Raw genomic sequence first — 25,302 nt, forward strand, 5'->3', positions numbered from 1 at the left:
GCACGGAGAATAGTCGGCTGCCGACAGGAGTCCCTATGCGCCGTTTGCTTTTTTCACTGTTGATGCTCTGTGCTTTGCCCGCCTGGGCAGACAGCCACGACCAGTTGTACAAGGTCGCCGGTTGGCCAGATCAACGCGCGCATTTCAACGATGCCCTTTCGGCCGCCCAGCAGCGTTATCAGAGCAGCCTGCCACCGGCGGTGTTCCAGGCCTTGGTCGACAACAGTAATCAGCGTTTCGCCCCTCAGGCTGTAGACCAGCGCGCCGAAGCGCAGCTGCGCAAGAACCTCGCCGATCCAAAACCGGCCCTGGCGTTTTTTCAGTCACCGCTGGGCAAAAAAGTCGTTGCCGCCGAACTGCTGGCAACCCGTCGCGACCAACTGGCGAAAAATGCCCAGGGCTTGCCCAAGATGCAGGCCAGCGACAGCCGCTTGCTGATCATCGGCCACTTGGCCCAGTCCCTGCCCGCTCGCGAGGCCGGCGCTGAAGTCAGTCTGGCGATTGCCGGCGTCGCAGCCGACAGCCTGAGTTCGATGATCCCCGGCCTGCTCGGGGGCGGTCAGGCGCAAGGCCTGTTGAATAGTCAGCGTCAGCGCTTGATGGACCAGATCGGCAGTGACCTGAACAACACGCTGCTGTATGTCTACCGCGACCTGTCGGACAACGAACTGGAAGAATTCGCCACCTTTGCCGAGTCGGCTGAGGGCCAGGCTTACTATCAGGCGGCGCTGGCGGCGATTCGGGCAGGGTTGGCGGTGGGGCAAAACACTGCGAACCTTAGCCAGTGATCTTCGGTGCCTTAAAGGCCCCCTTCGCGAGCAGGCTCGCTCCCACATTGAACTGTGCCTGCCTGGAAAATTCGGGCCACTGTGGGAGCGAGCCTGCTCGCGAAGAGGCCCTGACAGTCACTAAAAGTTTCGGCCCTTGATTCGCTTGGTCAAAAACCCGAAATACTCCCGCCGCAACGCCAGCGTCTCATTCGCCAGATGATGCCGCGCCTCTGGCAACATCAACACCTGCGGCCGATCAAACTTGGTCTTCAACACCTCAAGGTTGTACTCCCAGTCGACCGTCATGTCTGCCTGCCCCTGCACAATCAATGGTCGCCGGATGCTATACGGTGCGGCTTCGATGTGTTTGATCCAGCGCGCCAGTGCACCGACCCAGGCCGTCGGCAACCGTAGCGGCTGCAACGGATCGGCTTGCAGGAACGGCAAAAAATCGGGGTCGTTGGAGTTCTCGCTGAAGCGTCGGGCAATGGCGTTGACGAAAGGCTTGAGCAGGTAATAACTGAGTTGCGACCAGCCCCAGGCCCGCGGCCTTATGAGCGGCGCCAGCAGAATCACCTGGCCCTGGGCCGGACTGCCGATGCCCGCGTTGAGCACGTGATCGATCACAATCGCGCCGCCGGTACTCTGCCCGCACAGGTGCCACGGCTGTGGCAGATCCAGGGACGCGGCCTCAACGAACAAGCCTTGCAGCGTGTCCTGATACTCGGCGAAATCCTTGATGCTGGCCCGCTCGCCGCTAGACAGTCCATGCCCCGGTAAATCGCAGGCAATCACCGCAAAACCTTGATCCAGCGCCCACTCAATCACATGCCGATAAAGTCCGGTGTGATCGTAAAAGCCGTGAAACAACAACAACGTCGCCTTCGCCTTCTCGGGCCACCAGACCTGGCTGACCACGTCATAACCATCGACCTCAAACCGCCCAAGGCCCCTGCGAAAGTGATGCCCCGGAAAATCCAGCCCGTAGAACCGCTGATAAGCCAGCGCCTCGACCGACAGTGGTTGCCCATCAGCCAATGGCCGCAGGCTCGCACGCAGATGATCGGGGTCGAAAGTGGCAGACATGAGCAATTCCAGAACGCGAAACGGACTTTATAGGTCTGCGATATTCATCTGTCGCGGCAAGCATGGCAAGCTGGGCGACCTTCGAGGATCGAAACCCATGCGTGCGTCCTACCGCGCCACCCTGCTTGCCAGCCTGCTCGCCCTCGTGTGTGCCGGCGTGTTGTGGGCGGCTTACGATTGGTTCCAGAGTCGCTACCTGCGGGCGTTCAGCTCACACGCCGCCGTATTCTCCGGTGACCCATTGCGCCTGCCCGATGACCTCGCCGGACCTGGCGCCATCCGTTTGGTGCATTTCTGGGACCCGGCGTGCCCGTGCAACGTCGGCAATCAACAACACCTGACCGAACTGGTAGAGCGTTATGCGCCGCAGGGCGTGGAATTTTATGCCTTGCAGAAGCCCGGCAGCCACGGCCAATTGCCAAGCACCTTGAGCAGCCTGAAAGCCATCACCGTGTTGCCAGGGTCGGAGCAGATCCCCGCCAGCCCTGCCGTGGCGATCTGGGATCGCAGCGGCAAACTGGCGTATTTCGGCCCGTACAGCGAAGGCCTGACCTGCAATTCGAGCAACAGCTTCATCGAACCGATCTTGCAAGCGCTGAACGAGGGCCGTGCGGTGAATGCCACGCACACACTGGCGGTTGGGTGTTACTGCCCGTGGCCCATCGACATAAAGAAGTAAGGCCCACAGGAAACGCGAATCCCTCCTAAGTGCGATGGGCCAATTCGCCGTGCCGTGTTAAACAATGGCGCCAGGGACCGTTGTCACTTATTACAACAAGGAATCTCCATGAAACGTAGCCTGACCGTTCTCGTCCTGCTGATTCTCGCGCTCACCGCAGGCGCCGGCTGGTACGTCTACAGCAAACAGCCGACACGCCAGGGCATGGTTGAGCTGCAGCACCTGCAAGGGTCCGTTACCGTGCGCTACGACGAGCGCGGTGTCCCGCATATCCGCGCCGAAAACGAAACCGACCTGTACCGCGCCCTTGGGTACGTCCACGCCCAGGATCGACTGTTTCAGATGGAAGTGCTGCGCCGTCTCGCCCGCGGCGAGCTGGCCGAGGTGCTAGGCCCGAAACTGCTCGACACCGACAAACTGATGCGCAGCCTGCGTATTCGCGAACGCGCCGAATCCTACTTCGCGTCTATGGACAAACAGTCGCCCGCCTGGACCGCGATGCAAGCCTATCTGGACGGCATCAATCAGTATCAGGACAGCCATCCAAAACCCGCCGAGTTTGATGTACTGGGCATTCCAAAACGCCCTTTCACTGCTCAGGACACCATCAGCATTGCCGGTTACATGGCCTACAGCTTTGCGGCGGCGTTTCGTACCGAGCCGTTGCTGACCTTCGTGCGCGATCAGTTGGGCGCCGAGTATCTGAACGTCTTCGATCTCGACTGGCAGTCCAAAGGCATGCTGGCGAAACATCGCCGCAACGCCACAGCGCCCCTCGCCAGCGCCGACTGGAAAGACCTCAACGCCCTGGCCCGCCTGAGCGAACAGGCACTGGCGGACAATGGCTTGCCGCAGTTCGAAGGCAGCAACGCCTGGGTGATCTCCGGCAGTCGCACCAAAAGTGGCAAGCCGCTGTTGGCCGGAGATCCGCATATCCGCTTTTCGACGCCGTCGGTGTGGTACGAAGCGCAGCTCTCGGCGCCGGGCTTCGAACTCTACGGCCACTACCAGGCATTGATGCCGTTCGCTTCCTTGGGCATGAACAGCGATTTCGGCTGGAGCATCACCATGTTCCAGAACGACGACCTCGACCTGATCGCCGAGAAGGTCAACCCGGACAACCCCAATCAGGTCTGGTACCACGGCAAATGGGTCGACATGGTGACCAGCGAACAGCACATTGCGGTCAAGGGCCAGGCGCCGGTCACACTGGTGCTGCGCCAGTCACCCCACGGCCCGATCGTCAACGACGCGCTGGGCAACGGCGTCGGCAAAACGCCGATCGCCATGTGGTGGGGCTTCCTCGAAAGCCAGAACCCGATCCTTGAAGGCTTCTACCAGCTCAACCGCGCCGACACCCTGGCCAAGGCCCGCAATGCCGCGGCCAAGATCCAGGCGCCAGGCCTGAACATCGTTTGGGCCAATGCCAAGGGCGACATCGGCTGGTGGGCCGCGGCGCAATTGCCAAAACGCCCGGCAGGCGTACGCCCGTGGTTCATCCTCGACGGCAGCACGGCCGAGGCGGACAAGGACGGCTTCTACCCATTCAGCGCCAACCCGCAGGAGGAGAACCCGGAGCGGGGTTACATCGTCTCCGCCAACTTCCAGCCGGTTTCGCCAACCGGCATGGAGATACCCGGCTACTACAACCTGGCTGATAGGGGCCAGCAGCTCGACCGCCAGCTGAGCGACAAAAACATCAAGTGGGACCTGGATGCCAGCCAGCAACTGCAATTGGGCACAACCACTGCCTACGGCCCACGAGTGCTGGCGCCACTGTTGCCGGTACTGCGTGAAGTGGTGAGTGATCCCGCCGAACTCAAACTGGTGGAGCAACTGGCGCAGTGGAAAGGTGATTACCCGCTGGACTCCACCAGCGCCACGGTGTTCAACCAGTTCCTGTTCAACCTGGCCGACGTGACAATGCACGACGAACTGGGGAATGACTTCTTCGAAACGTTGCTCTCGACCCGTGTCATCGACGCTGCGCTGCCACGCCTGGCCGCTAATCCCGATTCGCCGTGGTGGGACAACCGCAACACGCCCGGTAAGGAAACCCGCGCCGATACGGTGAAGGTGGCGTGGCAGGCGAGCATCGCTCATCTCAAGACCACACTGGGTGCGGACTTCTCGCAATGGCAGTGGGGCAAGGCGCACACGCTGACCCATGGCCATCCACTGGGGCAGCAGAAGCCCTTGGACCACATCTTCAATGTGGGGCCGTTCCCGGCGCCCGGCAGCCATGAAGTACCAAACAACCTCTCGGCCAAGATGGGTCCGGCGCCATGGCCAGTGACTTACGGCCCGTCGACCCGGCGCCTGATCGATTTCGCCGACCCGACTCACAGCCTGACCGTCAACCCGGTCGGCCAGAGCGGCGTGCCCTTCGACGACCACTATGACGACCAGGCCGAGGCGTACCTCGAAGGAATTTATTTCCAGGCGCATCTCAACGATGAAGAAGTGACGGCCAATACGCGGAGCACGTTGAAGCTGTTGCCGGCGCGGGTTGCGCAGTAGATTTTTGTTGGCCGGGCTGATGCCTTCGCGGGCAAGCCTCGCTCCTACAGGGATATGCGTATCCATTGTAGGAGCGAGGCTTGCCCGCGAAGGGGCCCTCAAATGTATCGCTCAAATCATCGCCGAAAAGTTCAGCCTGAACTGCTGCGGCGTCACGCCCAGCCGGCGGTTGAATACGCTACGCATGTGCTGGGCATCACGAAATCCGCACTGGTACGCCACCGTCTTGAGCGGCGCGCTGGTGCTTTCCAGCAGCACTCTGGCCGCGTCCACCCGCGCCCGCTCGACGAACTCCGCCGGGGTGATTTTCGCTTCTTTGGCAAACACCCGGGAAAAGTTGCGGGCACTCATGTTGGCGGCGTTGGCCAGGTCAGCGATCGTCAGGTCGCCGGTGAGGTTGGCCAGCACGTAGAGCTGGACCAACGCCACGGCAGAATCGGGCTCGGCGTGTGGCGTGAGGAACGGACTGAACTGTGATTGCCCACCCGATCGCTGAGTGAACACCACCAGCCGCTTGGCCACGCTGAGCGCCACGTCCGGACCGTAATCGCGCGCGAGCAGGTACAACGACAAATCAATCCCCGCCGTGACCCCCGCCGAGGTGTAGAGCTCGCCGTCCTGCACATACAAGCGATCGGCCTCGACCTGAGTCGACGGGCACAACCGAGCCAGCGCCGCAGCGTCATCCCAATGGGTCGTCACCGTTCTCCCGTCGAGCAATCCGGCCCGGGCCAGCATGAAGGCGCCATTGCAGATTGAGCCAAACCGTTGAGCCCGCACGCAGGCATCGCGCAGCCACGCATCGAATGCGGCGCCGAAATCCATGAATGGTAACTGCGGCCCTCCGGCCACCAGCAGCAAGTCATACGCCTCCAGCGCTTCACTGAAATGCTTGTGGGCGTTGAGTGACAACCCGTTGGAACACGGCATCACCCCACGCCCCACGCCAATGACCTCCAGCCGATAGTGATCTTCCGGCTCAAGGAAACGATTGGCTTCGCAAAACACATCCATGGGACCGGTAACGTCCAGTGACTGAACGCCGGCGAACACCACGATGGCAACGGTTTTACTCATGGCAGGATTGGCCTTTTATGGCATTGAATTGCAATGCTGACCTGTAGGAGCGAGCTTGCTCGCGATGAACGTGAGGGCGCCGCGTTCATACAGGCAGATCCCGTCATCGTTGACGTCCATCGCGAGCAAGCTCGCTCCTACAAGGTCTATGCAACCCTAGTCAATCTGTGCGCAACAAGCGAGGTTGGCGCGATATGCATGCTCATTGGCAAGGATCGCAGCCATGCATCGATTGTCCGGTTTTGGCTGCGGGAACAGACTTGCTCCATCAGCGCCGCCACGGCGTTCCCCATAAGGAAAGCACCATGAGCAGCACCATCGCCGGCATTAAAATCCCCGACAGCGTGTTGGCCAGGGCCACCACCGAATACATCCGCGACGTCGAATCCGACCTGCTTTACCACCACTCGCGCCGGGTCTTTCTATTCGGTGCGTTGAGTGGTGAACGCAAGCAGCTGGCCTACAATCCCGAGCTTCTTTACGTCGGCGCCATGTTCCATGATCTGGGCCTGGTGGAGGGTCATCGCACGGACGATCAGCGCTTCGAAGTCGACAGCGCCAATGCCGCCAAAGCGTTCCTCAAGCCTTACGGACTGAGCGACGACGATCTCGAGCAAGTGTGGTTGTCGATTGCCTTGCACACCACACCGGGCGTGCCGCAACACCTGCGTCCTGACGTGGCGCTGGTCACCGCCGGGGTTGAGATGGATGTGCTGGGGATCGATTACGCCGCGTTTCCCACCGCACAGCGTGAGGCGGTGGTGCATGCGCATCCACGGGGTGAAGGGTTCAAGGAGTGCATCTTGTGTGCGTTCGCCAACGGCTTCAAACACAAGCCGGATACCACGTTTGGCACGGTGAATGCGGACGTGCTGGTGGACAGCGAGCCAGGCTTCAAGCCGATGAACTTCGTCGAGATCATCCGTAATTCGCCTTGGATTGCCTAAAGCAACTGTGGGAGCGAGCCTGCTCGCGAAAGCGGTCTATCAATCAACAATCATCGTTGAATGTTAAACCGCCTTCGCGAGCAGGCTCGCTCCCACATTGGAACTGGGTTGGCCACCTATTGGTGGCCAACCTTCAAGCCGCTTCCGGTGCTTGTGCGCGACGCACGTCCGGTTGCTTCCACGAATCAGCGGCACCTTCCTCAATCGCCTGCTGAATCGCACGTTTGCGACTTTCTTCCGCACGGCGGCTGAAGAACCAGACCATGAACGTCACAATCGACACGGCCAGCAGAATCAGGCTGGCCACGGCGTTGATCTCAGGCTTCACGCCCAGACGCACGGCCGAGAACACTTCCATCGGCAGGGTCGTCGAACCCGGCCCGGAAACGAAGCTCGCCAACACCAGGTCGTCCAGCGACAAGGCGAAGGACATCATGCCGCCAGCCGCCAACGACGGCGCGATCATCGGGATAGTGATCAGGAAGAACACCTTCCACGGCCGGGCACCGAGGTCCATGGCCGCTTCTTCGATGGACAGGTCCAGCTCACGCAAGCGCGCCGACACCACCACCGCCACATACGCCGCACAGAACGTGGTGTGGGCGATCCAGATGGTGACGATGCCCCGCTCCTGTGGCCAACCGATCATCTGCGCCATCGCCACGAACAGCAGCAACAGCGACAGACCGGTGATCACTTCCGGCATGACCAACGGCGCGGTGACCAGGCCACCAAACAGCGTGCGGCCTTTGAAGTGGGTAATACGGGTCAGGACGAACGCGGCCAATGTACCCAGCGCCACAGCTGCCACCGCCGTGTAGCAGGCGATTTCCAGCGAGCGCACCACCGAGCCCATCAGCTGGGTGTTGTCCATCAAACCGACGTACCACTTGATCGACCAGCCGCCCCATACCGTCACCAGTTTGGAGGCGTTGAACGAATAGATCACCAGGATCAGCATCGGTGCGTAGATAAACAGCAGACCCGCTACCAGCATGAAACTTGAAAAACGGAAGCGCTTCATTCTTTGCCCTCCATTTCTTTGGCCTGGCTACGGTTGAACAAGATGATCGGCACAATCAGGATCGCCAGCATGACGACTGCAAGCGCGGACGCCACTGGCCAGTCACGGTTGTTGAAGAACTCTTGCCACAGCACCTTACCGATCATCAGGGTTTCCGGACCGCCCAGCAGTTCCGGGATCACGAACTCACCCACCACTGGAATGAACACCAGCATGCAACCGGCGATGATGCCGTTTTTCGACAGCGGAATGGTGATCTTCCAGAAGCTGTTGAACGTGCTCGACCCCAGGTCGGAGGCGGCTTCCAGCAGGCTGTGGTCGTGTTTTACCAGGTTGGCGTAAAGCGGCAGGATCATGAACGGCAGGTACGAATAGACCACGCCGATATACACCGCCATGTTGGTGTTGAGGATCTGCAGCGGTTCGTTGATCCAGCCCATGCTCATCAGAAACCCGTTGAGCAGGCCGTTGTTGCTCAGGATGCCCATCCACGCGTAAACGCGGATCAGGATCGCGGTCCAGGTCGGCATCATGATCAACAGCACCAGCACCGTTTGCACTTCCTTGCGGGCGCTGGCGATGCCGTAGGCCATCGGGTACCCGATCAGCAGGCAGAGAATGGTGCTGAACAGCGCCATCTTCAACGAGCCGAGGTAAGCGGCGATGTACAACTCGTCGTCGCCGAGCATCGCGTAGTTGCCGAGGTTGAGCAGCACCTGCAGCTTCTGGTCGACGAAGCTGTAGATTTCGGTGTACGGCGGAATGGCCACGTCGGCTTCGGCGAAGCTGATCTTCAATACGATGAAGAACGGCAACATGAAGAACATGAACAGCCAAATGAATGGAACCCCGATGACCATCTGACGGCCACCGGGAATTATTCGGTTGAAGCTGCGTTTGAGTTTGCGCATGTTCATGAGCGAAGTACCACGCCGCTGTCGTCTTCCCAGTACACGTAAACCTGATCACCCCAGGTTGGGCGCTGGCCACGGCGCTCGGCGTTGGCGACGAAAGACTGGACGATCTTGCCGCTCGGCAGTTCAACGTAGAACACCGAGTGACCACCGAGGTAGGCGATGTCGTGGACCTTGCCGCTGGACCAGTTGTATTCGCAGGTCGGCATGGTCGGCGTCACCAGCAGTTTTTCCGGACGGATCGCGTAGGTGACGGATTTGTCCTGCACCGACGTGCTGATGCCGTGGCCCACGTAGATCTGGCGATCCAGGTCCTTGCAGGTGATGGTCGCGTGGCCTTCGGCATCGTCGATCACTTCACCGTCGAAGATGTTGACGTTGCCGATGAACTCGCAGACCAGGCGGCTGGTCGGGGTTTCGTAGATGTCGATCGGGCTGCCGATCTGGGCGATCCAGCCCAGGTGCATGATCGCAATACGCTCGGCCATGGTCATGGCCTCTTCCTGGTCGTGGGTCACCATGACGCAGGTTACGCCAACGCGCTCGATGATCTCGACCAGTTCAAGCTGCATTTGCGAGCGCAGCTTCTTGTCCAGAGCGCCCATCGGTTCGTCGAGCAGCAACAGCTTCGGTCGCTTGGCCAACGAACGCGCCAGGGCCACACGCTGACGCTGGCCACCGGACAACTGATGCGGTTTGCGCTTGGCATATTGGCTCATCTGCACCAGCTTGAGCATGTCGGCCACGCGCGCATCGACTTCAGCGGAGGGCAGCTTGTCCTGCTTGAGGCCGAAGGCAATGTTCTGCGCCACGGTCATGTGCGGGAACAAGGCATAGGACTGGAACATCATGTTGATCGGCCGCTCGTACGGCGGCATGTCAGTGATGTCTACGCCATCGAGGAAAATGCGCCCCTCCGTAGGCCGCTCGAAACCTGCGAGCATGCGTAGCAAGGTGGATTTGCCCGATCCCGAACCGCCGAGGAGGGCGAAAATTTCGCCTTTCCTGATTTCCAGGGACACATCGTCCACGGCAATCGTCTCGTCGAACTTCTTCGTGACCCGGTCGATTTTGACCAACACCTGTTTAGGTAATTGGTCGCCCTCGAGGGCTTTCTTATAGGCGCCGGAGGCAACTGCCATTTACGAAACTCCCAACAAAATTTTCAGTTCGCCCGAGGCGAGCGAACCTTGGATAGTTTGAGCCTTGAAGCTATTTACCCGACTTGACCTTGGTCCAGCTGCGGGTCATCAAACGTTGAATATTCGGTGGTAACTCGATGGACACGTAGGTCTTGTCGAGGACTGCTTGCGGTGGATAAACCGCTTTGTCGGTGCGAATGGACTGTTCCATCAGTGTGTCCGACCCCGGGTTAGGGTTGGCGTAGCCGACGTAATCACTGACCTGGGCTATCACCTCAGGTTTCAGCAAATAGTTGATGAAGGCGTGGGCGTCCCTGGCATTGGCCGCATCCTTGGGGATAGCCAGCATGTCGAACCAGAGCGCACCGCCCTCTTTCGGAATCGCGTAGGCGATGTTCATGCCTTTCCCGGCTTCAGCGGCTCGAGCCTTGGCCTGGAAGATGTCGCCAGAGAAACCGATCGCCACGCAGATGTCGCCGTTGGCCAGGTCTGCGATGTACTTGGACGAGTGGAAGTACGTCACGTACGGCCGCACCGCGAGCAACTTGGCTTGCGCCTTCTTGTAGTCTTCGGGGTTGGTGCTGTTGGCGTTCAGGCCCATGTAATTGAGGACCGTCGGCATCATTTCGTCGGCGGAGTCGAGGAACGCTACCCCACAACTGTGCAGTTTCTTGATGTTTTCCGGCTCGAACACCACATCCCAGGAATCGATCTTGTCGAGTCCGAGCACAGCCTTGACCTTGTCGACGTTGTAACCAATGCCGTTGGTGCCCCACAGATAGGGCACGGCATATTGATTACCCGGATCGTTCTGCTCCAGGCGCTTGAGCAGCACCGGGTCGAGGTTCGAATAATTCGGCAGCTTCGATTTATCGAGCTTCTGGAAAGCGCCTGCCTTGATTTGCTTGCCCAGGAAGTGGTTGGACGGCACCACGACGTCGTAGCCGGTACGCCCGGCCAGCAACTTGCCTTCCAGGGTTTCGTTGGAATCGAAGACGTCATACACCGGTTTGATACCGGTCTCTTTCTGGAAATCTGCCAGGGTGGTCTGACCGATGTAGTCCGACCAATTATAAATATGCACAGTCCCGGCGGCCTGGACACTGACGGCAAGCGTCAGCCCGGCACCGACCAGCAGCGCATTGCGTAACAAAGAAAAAACAGGCAAGTGGAGGTCCTCTAAAATTAGTTGGGCCCAAGTTGCCCCGCGCTACATGACAGTCATGGCTGCCCGGCAACAAATCCGGCGCGCAACTTACCCTCGAAAAACCGTTCCAGCAAACTTTGTGAAGATCTGTAGCAGCTGCCGCAGGCTGCGTTCAACGGCGGAGCCGTTGTGCTGTCGAAAAAGCGGAGGTCCTTCGGACCTCAACGCAGCCTTCGGCAGCTGCTACAGGTTTACTGCTTATTTACCCGATTTGATCTTGGTCCAGCTGCGGGTCAGGTCACGCTGAGTAGCGGCTGGCAAATCAGCGATCGCATACAGCTTGGCCTGCACGTCGGCTGACGGGTAGATGCCCGGGTCCGAGGTGATTTCCTTGTTCACGTACTGAGTTGCTTCGGCGTTGCCGTTAGGGAAACGCACAGCGTTGGTGATGTCGGCCATCACTTTCGGCTGCAACAAGAAGTTCATGAACTTGTAGGCACCCTCGACGTTTTCCGCATCCTTAGGGATCGCGACCATGTCGTAGAAGCTGCCAGCGCCTTCTTTTGGAATGGCGTAGCTGACTTTTACCTTGTCACCGGCTTCGGCGGCACGGGACTTGGCTTGCTGAACGTCACCCGAATAGCCGACCGCTACGCAGATGTTGCCGTTGGCCAGGTCCGAGATGTACTTGGAGGAGTGGAAGTACGTGACCGACGGACGAATCTTCAGGAACAGGTCTTCGGCTTTCTTGATGTCTTCTTTCTTCTGGCTGTCGGTTGGCAGTCCCAGGTAATGCAGGGCGACCGGTAGCATTTCGGTAGGCGAATCGAGGAAGCTCACGCCGCAGCCCTTGAGCTTGGCAATGTTCTCAGGCTTGAACACGATGTCCCAGGAGTCGATGGTATCGACGCCCAGCGCAGCCTTGACCTTCTCCGGGTTGTAACCGATACCGATCGAGCCCCACATGTAAGGGAAGGCGTGTTTGTTGTCCGGGTCGCTGATGGAAACTGCCTTGAGCAGCGACTTGTTCAGGTTGCCGTAGTTGGACAACTTGGACTTGTCCAGCTCCTGGTAAACGCCCGCCTTGATTTGCTTGGCCAGGAAGTTGTTCGACGGTACGACGATGTCGTAGCCGGACTTGCCCGCCAGCAACTTGGCTTCCAGGGTTTCGTTGCTGTCAAAAACGTCGTACACCACCTTGATCCCGGACTCTTTCTCGAAGTTCGCGATGGTGTCCGGTGCGATGTAATCGGACCAGTTATAGACGTGCAACACCTTATCGTCCGCCTGAACAGCACCCGCCATCACGCCCAGCAGGGACATGGCGAGAAGGGTTTTACCAGCTACTTTCATACCTAATGCCTTCATGGGTAATGCTCCAATTTTTCTTTTTAACCACCTGCTCAGCGGCCTTTTACTGGGCATCCGAACAACCGGTAGTCTGGCAACTTCCGAGGCGGGCTTTCAAGGAAAGACCCATCCTTTATTTACTCTGGGCGAAATGCAAACCGCGCACCCCGCCCAGAGCCTAGCACTTAGCCCTGCAACGCACTCAGGGTCAGGTCCAGACACTTGCGTGCCTTGGTCACCAGCTCATCGATTTCAGCCTTGGTAATCACCAGCGGCGGAGCGATGATCATGGTGTCGCCGACGGCGCGCATGATCAGGCCGTTGTCGAAGCAGAACTGACGGCAGATCATGCCGACGCCCTTGCCTACGTAACGTTTGCGAGTAGCCTTGTCCTGAACCAGTTCGATGGCCCCCAACAGACCCACCCCGCGCACCTCCCCCACCAACGGGTGATCGCTCAGCTCCCTTAGACGCTTTTGCAAATAGGGTGCCGTTTCTGCATGAACGCGCTCGATAATTTTTTCTTCGCGCAGGATACGGATGTTTTCCAGTGCCACCGCCGCAGCCACCGGGTGCCCGGAATAGGTGAAGCCGTGGTTGAAATCGCCACCTTCATTGAGCACCTCGACCACGGTGTCACGAACGATCAGGCCACCCATCGGGATGTAACCGGAGGTCAGGCCTTTGGCGATGGTCATCATGTCGGGCTTGAGGTCGTAGTAATCGGAACCAAACCACTCACCGGTGCGGCCGAAACCACAAATCACTTCGTCCGCCACGAACAGGATGTCGTATTTGGCGAGGATTTCCTTGATGCGCGGCCAGTAGGTGTCTGGCGGAATGATCACGCCGCCGGCGCCCTGGATCGGCTCGGCAATAAAGGCACCGACGTTGTCCACGCCGACTTCCAGAATCTTCTCTTCCAGCTGATTGGCCGCCCACACACCGAACTCTTGCGGTGTCATGTCGCCGCCTTCGGCGAACCAGTACGGCTGGGCGATGTGGACGATGCCCGGAATCGGCAAGTCGCCTTGTTCATGCATGTACGTCATACCACCCAGGCTCGCGCCGGCCACGGTGGAACCGTGATAACCGTTTTTGCGGCTGATGATGACCTTCTTCTTCGGCTGGCCCTTGATTGCCCAGTAGTGACGAACCATACGCAGCATGGTGTCGTTACCTTCCGAGCCGGAACCGGTGAAGAACACGTGGTTCATACCCTCTGGCGCGATGTCGGCGATGGCCTTGGCCAGTTCCAGCACCGGTGGGTGAGCGGTCTGGAAGAACAGATTGTAGTAAGGCAGTTCGCGCATTTGTTTGCTGGCGGCATCGGCCAGTTCATCGCGACCGTAGCCGATTGCTACGCACCACAGACCGGCCATGCCGTCGAGGATCTTGTTGCCTTCACTGTCCCAGAGGTAAACACCCTTGGCGCTGGTGATGATGCGCGGGCCTTTCTCTTTCAGCTGCTTGAAGTCACTGAACGGGGCCAAGTGATGATCGTTGCTCAGGGCCTGCCATTCACGGGTTTGCGGATTGTTGCTGGTCATGCGAATTCTCCTAAGGTTGCAGTGAAAGGCGCGGAAATTTCCACCCGCGCCCGGCGCATCAGACGGCAAAGAGCAGGAATTCCCGCTCCCATGAACTGATCACGCGCTTGAAGTTTTCATGCTCGGCCCGCTTGACCGCGACGTAGCCTGTGATGAATTTCTTGCCCAGGTATTTCTCGATAGTCGCGCTGTGTTCCATACGATCCAGCGCGTCTTCGATGGTCAGTGGCAGGCGCAGGTTGCGGCGTTCATAGCCACGACCCACCACCGGCGCACTCGGGTTAATGCCTTCAACCATGCCGATGTAACCGCAGAGCAAGCTCGCGGCAATCGCCAGGTAAGGGTTGGCGTCGGCCCCCGGCAGGCGGTTTTCCACCCGACGGTTTTGCGGCCCGGCATCCGGAACCCGCAGGCCCACGGTGCGGTTCTCTTCGCCCCATTCCACGTTAACCGGTGCCGATGTGTCCGGCAGGAAGCGACGGAACGAGTTGACGTTGGGGGCGAACAGCGGCAGCAATTCCGGAATGAATTTCTGCAAGCCGCCAATGTGGTTCAGGAACAGTTGGCTCATGGTCCCGTCTTCATTGGAGAAGACGTTCTTGCCGGTTTCGATGTCGATGATGCTCTGGTGCAAGTGCATCGCGCTGCCCGGCTCGCCGGTCATGGGCTTGGCCATGAACGTGGCCGCCACGTCGTGCTTGAGCGCGGCCTCGCGCATGGTGCGTTTGAACACCAGAATCTGGTCAGCAAGAGACAGGGCATCGCCGTGACGGAAGTTGATTTCCATCTGCGCCGTGCCGTCTTCGTGGATCAGCGTATCGAGGTCCAGCTCCTGCAGTTCGCACCAGTCGTAGACGTCTTCGAACAGCGGATCGAATTCGTTCGCCGCTTCAATGGAGAACGATTGACGGCCCGTTTCCGGGCGGCCGGAGCGGCCGACAGGCGGTTGCAGCGGGTAGTCCGGATCGTCACTGCGCTTGGTCAGGTAGAACTCCATTTCCGGCGCCACGATGGGCTGCCAGCCCCTGTCGGAGTAGAGTTTCAGTACCTTTTTGAGCACGTTGCGCGGCGACAGCTCGATCGGGTTGCCTTGCTTATCGTAAGTGTCGTGAATCACCTGGGCGGTTGGCTCTATGGCCCAAGGCACCAGGAACACTGCGTTGTGGTCGGGACGACAGATCATGTCGATGTCGGCCGGGTCGAGCAGTTCGTAATAGATGTCGTCTTCGACATAGTCGCCGGTCACGGTCTGCAACAGAACACTCTCTGGCAGGCGCATGCCTTTTTCGGCGATGAACTTGTTGGTCGGCGAAATCTTGCCCCGGGTGATCCCGGTCAAGTCGGCGATCATGCATTCGACTTCTGTGATCTTGTGGTCTTTCAACCAATCGGTGAGCTGGTCGAGGTTGTTACTCATAAATGCCTCTAGGCTTTGAGTTTCCTGATGCTTGCAAGCGTCAGGCGACAGTTGACGCATCCGCGTCGCGTTGAAATGCGTGTCTGCGGCAGGCTATTGTGTTTTTTCCGGACCGAGCGGCAACTGCCGGGTGTGCAGAATCGCGAGCAAAGCCCTGCGAGATAGCTGAGCCGCTATAGTGAATCGGTTCTATATTGAATGGAGTAACCCTAATGGGGGTGCCCTCGCGACCGTCCAGAATATCGGACGGAGACGGTCGATCCGCCAGGGACGCAAGAATGACTGACAGGCCCGGAGCCGCTGAGGCCACGGCGCGGACAGAAATGTCGCCACTGATGTGATGAGCATGCAGACCGATCTGCCTGGAGCAGATGGTGACGCCGATTAACGGCAGGCGATACATGAAGCACCCCGGTATTATTGCTGTTATGGGTTTGAATCGAGCTTAGCCTTGTTCATTTTTTTACACAACACCCCCGTAAAAAATACAACACGGCCCGCTCAAACCCGCGGACGCCAAAGCTTCCAAAGGCATAAAAACGCCCCAAAGTGCCTCAAAAAAGCCCCACAGGTGCTTTTTTAGGGCAAAAAAGGCCTCGCTTGACTTCGGCATGCCGTTCGGGTTGACTGGAATCCGAAGAGATCAATGATTGATATTTTTAACAACAAAGGTGTTGCATCATGTCGGTACCCCCGCGTGCCGTTCAGCTTAACGAAGCGAACGCGTTCCTTAAGGAACATCCTGAGGTTCTGTACGTTGACCTTCTGATTGCGGATATGAATGGTGTGGTGCGCGGCAAGCGCATTGAACGCACCAGCCTCCACAAGGTTTACGAGAAAGGCATCAACCTGCCGGCCTCTCTATTTGCTCTGGATATCAATGGCTCGACGGTGGAAAGCACCGGCCTGGGTCTGGACATCGGCGATGCTGACCGAATCTGTTATCCAATCCCTGACACCCTGTGCAATGAGCCTTGGCAGAAGCGCCCTACCGCGCAACTGTTGATGACCATGCACGAACTCGAAGGTGCCCCGTTCTTCGCCGACCCTCGCGAAGTCCTGCGTCAAGTTGTCACCAAGTTCGACGAGATGGGTTTGACCATCTGCGCCGCGTTCGAACTGGAGTTCTACCTGATCGACCAGGAGAACGTGAACGGTCGCCCACAACCTCCGCGCTCGCCGATCTCCGGCAAACGCCCGCATTCGACTCAGGTTTACCTGATCGACGACCTCGACGAATACGTCGACTGCCTCCAGGACATTCTGGAAGGTGCGAAAGAGCAAGGCATCCCTGCCGATGCAATCGTCAAGGAAAGTGCCCCGGCGCAGTTCGAAGTGAACCTGCACCACGTGGCAGACCCGATCAAGGCCTGCGACTATGCGGTCCTGCTCAAGCGTCTGATCAAAAACATCGCCTACGACCATGAAATGGACACCACCTTCATGGCCAAGCCTTATCCAGGCCAGGCGGGCAACGGTTTACACGTCCACATTTCGATTCTCGACAAAGAAGGCAAAAACATTTTTGCCAGTGAGGATCCCGAGCAGAACGCCGCACTGCGTCACGCGATCGGCGGTGTGCTCGAGACCCTACCGGCGCAGATGGCCTTCCTCTGCCCGAACGTCAACTCCTACCGTCGTTTCGGCGCACAGTTCTACGTGCCGAACTCGCCGTGCTGGGGCCTGGACAACCGCACCGTAGCGATCCGCGTACCGACCGGTTCCTCCGATGCCGTGCGTATCGAGCATCGTGTAGCCGGCGCCGACGCCAACCCGTATCTGTTGATGGCTTCGGTTCTGGCCGGTATTCACCACGGCCTGACTAACCAGATCGAGCCGGGCGCACCCGTAGAAGGCAACTCCTACGAGCAGAACGAGCAAAGCTTGCCGAACAACCTGCGCGATGCACTGCGCGAGCTGGACGACAGCGAAGTCATGGCCAAGTACATCGATCCGAAATACATCGATATCTTCGTGGCCTGTAAGGAAAGTGAGCTGGAGGAGTTTGAACACTCCATCTCTGACCTTGAATACAACTGGTACCTGCATACCGTGTAAGCGGTTGCAGTAAAAAACAAACGCCGTTGGCTGATGAAGCTGACGGCGTTTTTTTATGGCCGCCTGCGGCGGTTCGCGGGCAAGCCTCGCTCCTACAAGTCACATGTATCACCCTGTAGGAGCGAGGCTTGCCCGCGAAGGCGTCCGGCAAGACAACACACAACCCGCCTCGTACAATGCCCGCTGCCCCGCAGGAGACTCCAATGACCCGACTCGCCACCCCACGCAAACCCCGCGCCCGCAGCCAGGCCCGGATCGATTCGATACTCGACGCTGCCCGCACGCTGCTGGCCGCCGAGGGCGTGGCCAGTCTGTCGATCTACAGCGTCGCCGAGCGCGCGGAGATTCCGCCCTCCTCGGTCTACCACTTTTTCGCCAGCGTCCCGGCCCTGCTCGAAGCCCTGACCGCCGACGTCCACGCCGCGTTCCGTGCCTGCCTGCAAGCGCCCATCGACCACGGCGCCCTGCGCGACTGGCGCGACCTCTCGCGACTGGTTGAACAACGCATGCTGGAAATCTACGACGAGGACGCCGCCGCCCGCCAACTGATCCTCGCCCAGCACGGCCTGACCGAAGTCACCCAGGCCGACCGCCAACACGACATCGAACTGGGCGACCTGATGCACAAGCTTTTCGACCACCACTTCGAGTTACCGAAGCTGCCGAATGATGTCGATGTGTTTGCGTTGGCGATGGAGTTGGGCGACCGCGTCTATGCGCGCTCGGTGCAACAACACGGCCAGATTACGCCGCGCATGGCTGAGGAAGGGATGCGGGTGTTTGATGCGTATCTGGGGCTGTATCTGCCGCCGTATTTACCCAAGCGAACTATGGCGGTCTGATTTCCTGGTTGGCCGTGCGGGCCTCTTCGCGAGCAGGCTCGCTCCCACATTGGATCTCCAACACACAGTTCCCTGTGGGAGCGAGCCTGCTCGCGAAGGCTGCACCGCAAAACTCACTGATACAAGCGCAGCGCACACGCCTTACAACTTGGCGATCGACACCTCGGTGGATTTCACAAACGCGATCACTTCGCTGCCGACCACCAGTTCCAGCTCTTTCACTGAGCGGGTGGTGATCACCGATGTCACGATGCCGGAAGCGGTCTGCACGTCGATTTCTGAAAGGACGTCGCCGAGCACGATTTCCTTGATGGAGCCCTTGAATTGGTTGCGAACGTTGATGGCTTTGATCGTCATGATGTTAATTCCTGTCGTTGAGATGAGGCTTGCGTTATTGAGCCCAGCGCAATTGCGCAGGCAAGGGTGAAACAGGTTCCGGTTGCGGTGGTTCGCCGGGCAGCGCGAGGACGCGGTTGAGGACTTCGGTTTCCAGCGCCGCCAGCCGATGGGAACCACGAACCCTCGGGCGCGGCAGCTCCACGAGCAGGTCGAGGCCGACTTCGCCCTCTTCAATCAGGATCACCCGATCGGCAATCGCCACCGCTTCACTGACGTCGTGGGTCACCAGCAATACGGTGAAACCGTGTTGCTGCCAGAGCCGCTCGATCAGTTGCTGCATTTCAATACGTGTCAGGGCATCCAGCGCGCCCAGCGGTTCGTCGAGCAATAGCAAACGCGGTTGATGGATCAGCGCGCGGGCCAGGGCAACACGTTGCTTCTGCCCCCCGGACAGGGCCGCCGGCCATTCGTTGGCACGATCCGCCAGGCCGACCGATTCCAGCGCTTGCAGCGCGTGTGGACGCCAGTTGCCCTTGAGCCCGAGGCCGACGTTGTCGATGACTTTTTTCCACGGCAGCAATCGCGCTTCCTGAAACATCAGTCGTGTGTCTTCCCGCGCATCGCCGAGCGCTGCCGAGCCGGCCAGCAACTCACCGCCCGTGGGTTTGTCGAGACCGGCGAGCAAGCGCAGCAGAGTACTTTTGCCGCAACCACTGCGCCCCACCACGGCGACGAACTGACCGGCAGGAATGTGCAGGTCGATCTCGCGCAATACCTGCCGCGAGCCAAAGTTTTTTTGCAGCTTGCGCACTGCCAGCGGAATACCGCGCAGCAGGCGTGGAGGTTGTTGAGCCGTCATGCGGCACCGCCTTTGGTCACCTGATACGCCGGATGCCAACGCAACCACACACGCTCAAGACCACGGGCCGCGAGATCGGCCAGTTTTCCGAGCACCGCGTACAACAGAATCGCCAGCACCACCACGTCGGTCTGCAAGAACTCCCGGGCATTCATCGCCAGGTAGCCGATGCCTGAGCTGGCGGAGATGGTTTCCGCCACGATCAGTGTCAGCCACATGAAGCCGAGGGCGAAACGCACGCCCACCAGAATCGAAGGCAACGCACCGGGCAAGATCACCTGGCGGAACAGGCTGAAACCGGACAGACCGTAACTGCGAGACATTTCCACCAACGCCGGATCAACGTTGCGGATGCCGTGGTAGGTGTTGAGGTAGATCGGGAACAACGTGCCAAGCGCCACCAGGAAAATCTTCGCCGACTCGTCGATACCAAACCACAGGATCACCAGTGGAATCAGCGCCAGGTGCGGTACGTTGCGGATCATCTGCACTGAACTGTCGAGCAGGCGTTCGCCCCATTTCGACAGGCCGGTGATGAAGCCCAATGCCAGACCGATACCGCCGCCAATGATGAAGCCCAGCGCCGCACGCCAGCCGCTGATCGCCAGGTGAGTCCAGATTTCGCCGCTGCGTACCAGGCTCACGCCGGCCTCAATGACGGCGATGGGCGCCGGCAGAATCCGTGTCGACAACCAGCCCGCCGACACCGACAACTGCCACACGGCCATCAGCACGATCGGCAACGCCCAAGGGGCCAGGTTGTGGATGAGTTTCTTCATGGCGGCGTCTCAACTCTGGGACGCAGCTTTGGGAAGGATGTCGTTGGCCACCATCTCGCCGAACGGGCTGACGTAACCGCTGCTTTTCGGCAGCTCGGGACGCTCGATATCCAGATGCGGGAACAGCAATTCGGCGACGCGATAGGACTCTTCCAGGTGTGGATAACCGGAGAAGATGAACGTGTCGATGCCCAGGTCCGCGTATTCCTTCACCCGTGCGGCCACGGTCGGACCGTCGCCCACCAGCGCGGTCCCGGCACCGCCACGCACCAAGCCGACGCCAGCCCAAAGGTTGGGGCTGACTTCCAGGTTATCGCGGCTACCGCCATGCAGCGCGGCCATGCGTTGTTGGCCAACGGAATCGAAGCGCGCCAGCGAGGCTTGGGCTCGCGCAATGGTGTCGTCGTCCAGGTGCGAGATCAGTCGATCCGCCGCTTGCCAGGCTTCGGCGTTGGTTTCGCGAACGATCACGTGCAAGCGAATGCCGAAGCGCACGGTGCGCCCGAGCTTCGCCGCTTTGGCGCGCACTTGTTCGATCTTTTCCGCAACAGCGGCCGGTGGTTCGCCCCAGGTCAGGACCATTTCAACCTGCTCAGCCGCCAGGTCTTGCGCCGCTTCCGACGAACCACCGAAGTACAGTGGCGGACGCGGTTGCTGGATCGGTGGATAGAGCAGCTTCGCGCCCTTCACACTGATGTGCTGACCGTCGTAATCAACGGTTTCGCCTTCCAGTACTCGACGCCAGATGCGGGTGAATTCCACCGAGGCTTGATAGCGCTCTTCGTGGCTGAGGAACAAACCGTCGCCGGCCAACTCCTCCGGATCACCCCCGGTCACCAGATTGAACAGCGCACGCCCTCCGGACAAGCGATCCAGCGTGGCGGCCTGACGCGCCGCGACCGTCGGGGAAATGATCCCGGGGCGCAGGGCGACGAGGAATTTCAAACGCTGGGTCACCGGGATCAACGACGCCGCCACCAGCCACGAGTCTTCGCAGGAGCGACCGGTGGGGATCAGCACCCCGCCGAAGCCCAGGCGATCCGCCGCTTGCGCGACTTGTTGCAGGTAACCGTGGTCGACGGCGCGAGCGCCTTCGGCGGTGCCCAGGTAATGGCCGTCGCCGTGGGTAGGCAGGAACCAAAAGATACTGAGGCTCATGGAGTAGTCTCCTTGGGAAGTCGAATTACTGTGCGTTGGCAACGGTCGCCGGCGGCGTCCAGATCACGTCTTTGATGCTCAATGGCTTCGGAATCAGCTTGAGCTGGTAGAAGGTGTCGGCGATTTTCTGTTGGGCGGCGACGACTTCAGGCGTGAGGAACAGCGCGCCATAACCCTGGCGTTTCATTGAGGTCAGGGTGATGTCCGCCGGCAGGCCGATCAGTGGCGAAACCTGTTGGGTCACCTCGACGGGGTTGGCCTTGGACCACTCGCCGACCGCGCGAACTTCTTCCACCAGGATCTTGATCACCTCAGGATTTTTTTGCGCGTAAGGCCTGGTCGCGAGGTAGAACTGATGGTTGTCGACGATGCCTTGGCCATCACGCAAGGTGCGTACTTGCAGTTGCTGTTCGGCGGCAGCCTGGTACGGGTCCCAGATCACCCAGGCATCGACACTGCCACGCTCGAACGCGGCGCGGGCATCGGCGGGCGGCAGGAATACGGTCTGGATATCGGTGTATTTGAGGCCGGCGTCTTCCAGGGCGCGGACCAGCAGGTAGTGGACGTTGGAGCCTTTATTGAGGACGACTTTCTTGCCTTTGAGGTCCTGCACCGATTTGATCGCCGAGTCCTTCGGCACCAGGATCGCTTCGCTGTGGGGTGCTGGCGGTTCGTAGGCGACGTAGAGCAAATCAGCGCCTGCCGCTTGGGCGAAAACGGGAGGCGTTTCGCCAGTGACGCCGAAATCGATGGAGCCGACGTTCAGGCCTTCAAGCAACTGCGGGCCACCGGGAAATTCAGTCCATTGCACATCCACGCCTTGGGCGGCGAGGCGTTTTTCCAGCGTGCCTTTGGCTTTGAGCAGCACCAGCGTGCCGTACTTTTGATAACCGATTCGTAACGTCTCGGCCTGAGCTTGAGAAATAACGCCGAAGGACACAGCCGCAGCAAACAGAGCGACCAGACCACGACGCAAAATGACAGTGCGCATAGCGCTCTCCTTTTTGCAGTTGGGTTTTGGCTGCACCTGCTTGACCGTTAGCGGCTGAGTAAGGTGAGTACTTCAAATTCAGATGTGGCTTAAGTGCTGGCTTAAATGCTCCAGCGAGCACTCAACAAACGTTCATTCAACAGGTTCGGATCGAGCGGCTTGGGCCGTCGGGCCATGGCGCTGAAAAACAATTCCAGCGATTCGTTCAGTCGTTGTTCCAGTTCCGGCGCCAATTGCGCCTGGGCGCTGCCTTCGCCGTAAGCGATCTGGCTGTCTACGGCGAAAATCCCGTGGAGCATTTCCTGGGCTTTCAGCGCTGACAGCACCGGTTTGAGCGCGTAGTCCACCGCCAGCATGTGGGCGATGCTGCCACCGGTTGCCATGGGCAGCACCACTTTGTGGGCCAGCGCCCGTTCGGGCAGCAAATCCAATACGGTTTTCAGTGCACCGGAGAACGATGCCTTGTAGACCGGTGTGGCGATCAGCAGCCCATCGGCGTTTTCGATCTGTTGCAGCAAGTCGATCACCTTCGGGCTGTCGAAGCGTGCATGCAGTAAGTCTTCAGCCGGGAAGTCCCGCACCTGATAACTCACCACTTCCACACCTTGCTCTTGTAACCAGCGTTGGGAGCGTTGCAGCAAGACTCCGGAACGGGAGCGCGGGCTGGGACTGCCACCGAGTGAGACGACCAGCATTCAGACGATTCCTTGAACGGTGCGGGCGATTCGCGGTTTGCGATCTCGCTTCGATGGAATGACCTTAACAGGTGATTTATATATCCATAAATCATATTTATTCATTTGGTTATTCTTTATAGATCTATGTGAATCACCGTTCTTCAGGCAAAAAAACAGGCCGTCTTCGCGAGCAGGCTCGCTCCCACATTGGATCGCGTATTCCTGTGGGAGCGAGCCTGCTCGCGAATGCAATTTCAGCCGCACCGCAGATATGAGGGTTACCCGTTGGGCTGCGGCGTCAGGCGCAGGTACGGTTTTATCGCACGATCACTACTTTCAGTTGCTTATGAATTAAAAGGAATAAATATCGACTAATATAGACCGTAAAAGAATATTAAAGATCTGTTCACTGGACCTTCACCCGCCTCGAGACGAACATCGCCCGCAAGGTTCGAGAAGGCCTGAGTTGCTGCAAAAGAGGGAATTTCGAGGAGGGTTTACGGGGGTGAGCCTGACTTGAAACGCAAAAGCCCCGCCCGGCGTGATGCCGGGCGGGGCTTTTTTACGTCAGTGATGCGAGCGCTGTTACAACAGCGGGATCGAGTAGCTGAGGATCACGCGGTTTTCGTCCTGGGAGCGAGTGTTCGGCAGGTCGGTACGCCAGGTAGCGTTTTTCCACATCAGGCCGAGGTTTTTCAACGCGCCGGACTGAACAACGTAACCCACGGTCAGGTCGCGTTCCCACTCGGAAGCGCCATTCGCCGCCTCGGCACCGCGAGCGTTAACGGTGTCGATATTGTCGCCATGCAGGTAAACCATACCTGCCGTCAGGCCAGGAACGCCGACCGCGGTGAAGTCATACGAATAGCGTGCTTGCCAGGTGCGCTCGCCGGCACGGCCAAACTTTTGGATTTGCGAGTCGGTGATGGTGTAGTTCGATGAACCGTCGCCCTGGTTCAGCCAAGGGAAGTCGCTGCTGCCGTTGCTGACCTGGTAACCGCCACCGAAGGTGTGACCGGCAACGGAGTACAGGAACAGACCGCTGTACAGATTGTTGTCGACCGGGCCTTTTCCGTTAGCCGCGCCGCTGTAGTCGCCGGTGCTGTAGTAAAGCGGATCATGACCGTTAGCTCCGTCGTCAGAGCTGTTGAAGTAGCGCAAGTCCGACTTCAACACTCCCGGGCCGATTGCCCAGTTGTGAACCAGCCCCAGAAAGTGTTGCTTGTAGAAGTCTTCCAGGTTGCCGTAGTAGTACTGGGCAGTCAGGTCTTTGGTGATTTTATAGTCACCGCCGGCATAGATGAACTTGTTGCTGTCGCGAGCAGTTGCGCTTCGGCCGTTGGCGCCCGAAATCGACAGCGATTGGTTGTTGCTTGAGTTACGTCCCTTGGCCTGCTCAATCTGACCACCGATCAGGGTCAGATCCTTGATGTCGTTCGAGCTGATCTGGCCGCCCTGCCAGGTTTGCGGCAACAGACGACCGTCGTTGGTCACAATGACCGGCAGTTTTGGCTGCAGGGTGCCCAATTTCAGTTCGGTCTTAGAGACCTTGGCTTTGGCAGTCAGGCCCAGGCTGGAGAAGTCATCAACCGCTTCGCCGTTGGACTTGCTTGGGAAAACAGTGCCGCCGTAGGAAGTCGCGGTAGCGCCGTTAGTGCCGCCACCCGAATCCAGCTTGACGCCCAGCAAGCCGATCGCATCAACACCAAAGCCAACGGTGCCTTGGGTGTAACCGGAGATGAAACGCAGATCGAAGCCTTGGCCCCATTCTTCGTTTTTGTTCGGACCGGTGCCGTCACGGTAATCGGTGTTGATGTAGAAGTTACGCAGCCCCAATGTTGCCTTGCTGTCTTCGATGAAACCTGCGGCGCTTGCCTGCTGCGCCAAAACCCCAACGGCCACAGCCATGGCCAAGGTGGATTTGTTCATTGTTTCGCTCCTATTGTTTCTAATTCTGTGTGTCTGGTCCTGGATCG

At 59.1% G+C, this 25,302-nt stretch carries 22 protein-coding genes and 1 pseudogene; 6 read left to right on the forward strand and 17 right to left on the reverse strand.

Features of this window, described 5'->3' with window-relative positions:
- The first annotated feature begins 35 nt into the window (after positions 1 to 35).
- Positions 36 to 788: a DUF2059 domain-containing protein gene (locus ACM6IR_RS26725; RefSeq protein ID WP_414910468.1), complete on the forward strand. Its 753-nt coding sequence runs from the start codon at positions 36 to 38 to the stop codon at positions 786 to 788.
- Positions 789 to 908: 120 nt separating this feature from the next.
- Here the strand turns inward: ACM6IR_RS26725 and ACM6IR_RS26730 are convergent, their stop codons facing one another.
- Complete coding sequence (locus ACM6IR_RS26730) at positions 909 to 1,856, reverse strand: alpha/beta hydrolase (RefSeq protein ID WP_414910469.1); 948 nt, start codon at positions 1,854 to 1,856, stop codon at positions 909 to 911.
- 97 nt (positions 1,857 to 1,953) lie between these two features.
- Here ACM6IR_RS26730 and ACM6IR_RS26735 point away from each other — a divergent pair, with 97 nt between their 5' ends.
- Together ACM6IR_RS26735 and ACM6IR_RS26740 are read left to right on the forward strand one after the other, a co-directional pair.
- Positions 1,954 to 2,535, forward strand: a complete 582-nt coding sequence (locus ACM6IR_RS26735; protein ID WP_414910470.1) for a DUF6436 domain-containing protein — start codon at positions 1,954 to 1,956, stop codon at positions 2,533 to 2,535.
- 108 nt (positions 2,536 to 2,643) lie between these two features.
- Positions 2,644 to 5,055: a penicillin acylase family protein gene (locus ACM6IR_RS26740; protein ID WP_414910471.1), complete on the forward strand. Its 2,412-nt coding sequence runs from the start codon at positions 2,644 to 2,646 to the stop codon at positions 5,053 to 5,055.
- A gap of 111 nt (positions 5,056 to 5,166) precedes the next feature.
- On the opposite strand, the gene ACM6IR_RS26745 is transcribed toward ACM6IR_RS26740, so the two are convergent.
- Positions 5,167 to 6,132: a GlxA family transcriptional regulator gene (locus ACM6IR_RS26745; protein ID WP_414910472.1), complete on the reverse strand. Its 966-nt coding sequence runs from the start codon at positions 6,130 to 6,132 to the stop codon at positions 5,167 to 5,169.
- A 305-nt stretch (positions 6,133 to 6,437) separates the two neighbouring features.
- On the opposite strand from ACM6IR_RS26745, the gene ACM6IR_RS26750 reads away from it, so the two are divergent.
- The gene (locus ACM6IR_RS26750; RefSeq protein ID WP_414910473.1) at positions 6,438 to 7,079 is read left to right on the forward strand and encodes an HD domain-containing protein; all 642 of its coding nucleotides are present in this window, start codon (positions 6,438 to 6,440) and stop codon (positions 7,077 to 7,079) included.
- 133 nt (positions 7,080 to 7,212) lie between these two features.
- On the opposite strand, the gene ACM6IR_RS26755 is transcribed toward ACM6IR_RS26750, so the two are convergent.
- The 8 genes and pseudogenes from ACM6IR_RS26755 to ACM6IR_RS26790 all read right to left on the reverse strand — a co-directional run.
- On the reverse strand, positions 7,213 to 8,103 hold the full coding sequence (locus tag ACM6IR_RS26755; protein ID WP_201115787.1) for an ABC transporter permease subunit: 891 nt from the start codon (positions 8,101 to 8,103) through the stop codon (positions 7,213 to 7,215).
- Positions 8,100 to 8,981 (reverse strand): ABC transporter permease subunit, encoded by an 882-nt coding sequence (locus tag ACM6IR_RS26760; RefSeq protein WP_414910531.1) that lies wholly within the window; start codon positions 8,979 to 8,981, stop codon positions 8,100 to 8,102. The genes ACM6IR_RS26755 and ACM6IR_RS26760 overlap by 4 nt, the downstream gene beginning before the upstream one ends.
- 35 nt (positions 8,982 to 9,016) lie before the next feature.
- Complete coding sequence (locus ACM6IR_RS26765; protein ID WP_414910474.1) at positions 9,017 to 10,159, reverse strand: ABC transporter ATP-binding protein; 1,143 nt, start codon at positions 10,157 to 10,159, stop codon at positions 9,017 to 9,019.
- 70 nt (positions 10,160 to 10,229) lie between these two features.
- Positions 10,230 to 11,327 carry a polyamine ABC transporter substrate-binding protein gene (locus tag ACM6IR_RS26770; protein ID WP_414910475.1) on the reverse strand — a complete coding sequence of 366 codons (1,098 nt, stop codon included), beginning with the start codon at positions 11,325 to 11,327 and terminating at the stop codon, positions 10,230 to 10,232.
- A 237-nt stretch (positions 11,328 to 11,564) separates the two neighbouring features.
- Positions 11,565 to 12,659 carry a polyamine ABC transporter substrate-binding protein gene (locus ACM6IR_RS26775; protein ID WP_414910532.1) on the reverse strand — a complete coding sequence of 365 codons (1,095 nt, stop codon included), beginning with the start codon at positions 12,657 to 12,659 and terminating at the stop codon, positions 11,565 to 11,567.
- Between the two features lie 182 nt (positions 12,660 to 12,841).
- On the reverse strand, positions 12,842 to 14,206 hold the full coding sequence (locus ACM6IR_RS26780; protein ID WP_414910476.1) for an aspartate aminotransferase family protein: 1,365 nt from the start codon (positions 14,204 to 14,206) through the stop codon (positions 12,842 to 12,844).
- A 58-nt stretch (positions 14,207 to 14,264) separates the two neighbouring features.
- Positions 14,265 to 15,623: a glutamine synthetase family protein gene (locus tag ACM6IR_RS26785; RefSeq protein ID WP_414910477.1), complete on the reverse strand. Its 1,359-nt coding sequence runs from the start codon at positions 15,621 to 15,623 to the stop codon at positions 14,265 to 14,267.
- Positions 15,624 to 15,747: 124 nt separating this feature from the next.
- Positions 15,748 to 16,026, reverse strand: a pseudogene (locus ACM6IR_RS26790) (gamma-glutamyl-gamma-aminobutyrate hydrolase family protein); the annotation flags it as partial.
- Positions 16,027 to 16,304: 278 nt separating this feature from the next.
- On the opposite strand from ACM6IR_RS26790, the gene ACM6IR_RS26795 reads away from it, so the two are divergent.
- Together ACM6IR_RS26795 and ACM6IR_RS26800 are read left to right on the forward strand one after the other, a co-directional pair.
- The gene (locus ACM6IR_RS26795) at positions 16,305 to 17,681 is read left to right on the forward strand and encodes a glutamine synthetase family protein (protein ID WP_414910478.1); all 1,377 of its coding nucleotides are present in this window, start codon (positions 16,305 to 16,307) and stop codon (positions 17,679 to 17,681) included.
- 203 nt (positions 17,682 to 17,884) lie between these two features.
- Entirely contained in the window at positions 17,885 to 18,523 is a 639-nt protein-coding gene (locus ACM6IR_RS26800; RefSeq protein WP_414910479.1) for a TetR/AcrR family transcriptional regulator, read from the forward strand.
- Positions 18,524 to 18,664: 141 nt separating this feature from the next.
- Here ACM6IR_RS26800 and ACM6IR_RS26805 read toward each other — a convergent pair whose 3' ends face one another.
- The 7 genes from ACM6IR_RS26805 to ACM6IR_RS26835 all read right to left on the reverse strand — a co-directional run bounded on the left by ACM6IR_RS26805 (position 18,665) and on the right by ACM6IR_RS26835 (position 25,255).
- Positions 18,665 to 18,880 carry a TOBE domain-containing protein gene (locus tag ACM6IR_RS26805; RefSeq protein ID WP_003229256.1) on the reverse strand — a complete coding sequence of 72 codons (216 nt, stop codon included), beginning with the start codon at positions 18,878 to 18,880 and terminating at the stop codon, positions 18,665 to 18,667.
- A 34-nt stretch (positions 18,881 to 18,914) separates the two neighbouring features.
- The gene (ssuB, locus tag ACM6IR_RS26810; RefSeq protein ID WP_414910480.1) at positions 18,915 to 19,721 is read right to left on the reverse strand and encodes an aliphatic sulfonates ABC transporter ATP-binding protein; all 807 of its coding nucleotides are present in this window, start codon (positions 19,719 to 19,721) and stop codon (positions 18,915 to 18,917) included.
- The gene (gene ssuC, locus ACM6IR_RS26815) at positions 19,718 to 20,500 is read right to left on the reverse strand and encodes an aliphatic sulfonate ABC transporter permease SsuC (RefSeq protein ID WP_414910481.1); all 783 of its coding nucleotides are present in this window, start codon (positions 20,498 to 20,500) and stop codon (positions 19,718 to 19,720) included. The genes ssuB and ssuC overlap by 4 nt, the downstream gene beginning before the upstream one ends.
- Before the next feature lie 9 nt (positions 20,501 to 20,509).
- Positions 20,510 to 21,658: an FMNH2-dependent alkanesulfonate monooxygenase gene (gene ssuD, locus ACM6IR_RS26820; RefSeq protein ID WP_414910482.1), complete on the reverse strand. Its 1,149-nt coding sequence runs from the start codon at positions 21,656 to 21,658 to the stop codon at positions 20,510 to 20,512.
- Between the two features lie 25 nt (positions 21,659 to 21,683).
- On the reverse strand, positions 21,684 to 22,649 hold the full coding sequence (locus ACM6IR_RS26825) for a sulfonate ABC transporter substrate-binding protein (RefSeq protein ID WP_414910483.1): 966 nt from the start codon (positions 22,647 to 22,649) through the stop codon (positions 21,684 to 21,686).
- Between the two features lie 101 nt (positions 22,650 to 22,750).
- Positions 22,751 to 23,344, reverse strand: a complete 594-nt coding sequence (gene ssuE, locus ACM6IR_RS26830; RefSeq protein WP_414910484.1) for an NADPH-dependent FMN reductase — start codon at positions 23,342 to 23,344, stop codon at positions 22,751 to 22,753.
- 567 nt (positions 23,345 to 23,911) lie between these two features.
- Positions 23,912 to 25,255, reverse strand: coding sequence for an OprD family porin (locus tag ACM6IR_RS26835; RefSeq protein ID WP_414910485.1), 1,344 nt, complete (start codon positions 25,253 to 25,255; stop codon positions 23,912 to 23,914).
- Positions 25,256 to 25,302: the final 47 nt, after the last annotated feature.

Origin of the sequence: Pseudomonas sp. IT-P253, from assembly GCF_949768125.1 — a bacterium.
Classification (GTDB): domain Bacteria; phylum Pseudomonadota; class Gammaproteobacteria; order Pseudomonadales; family Pseudomonadaceae; genus Aquipseudomonas.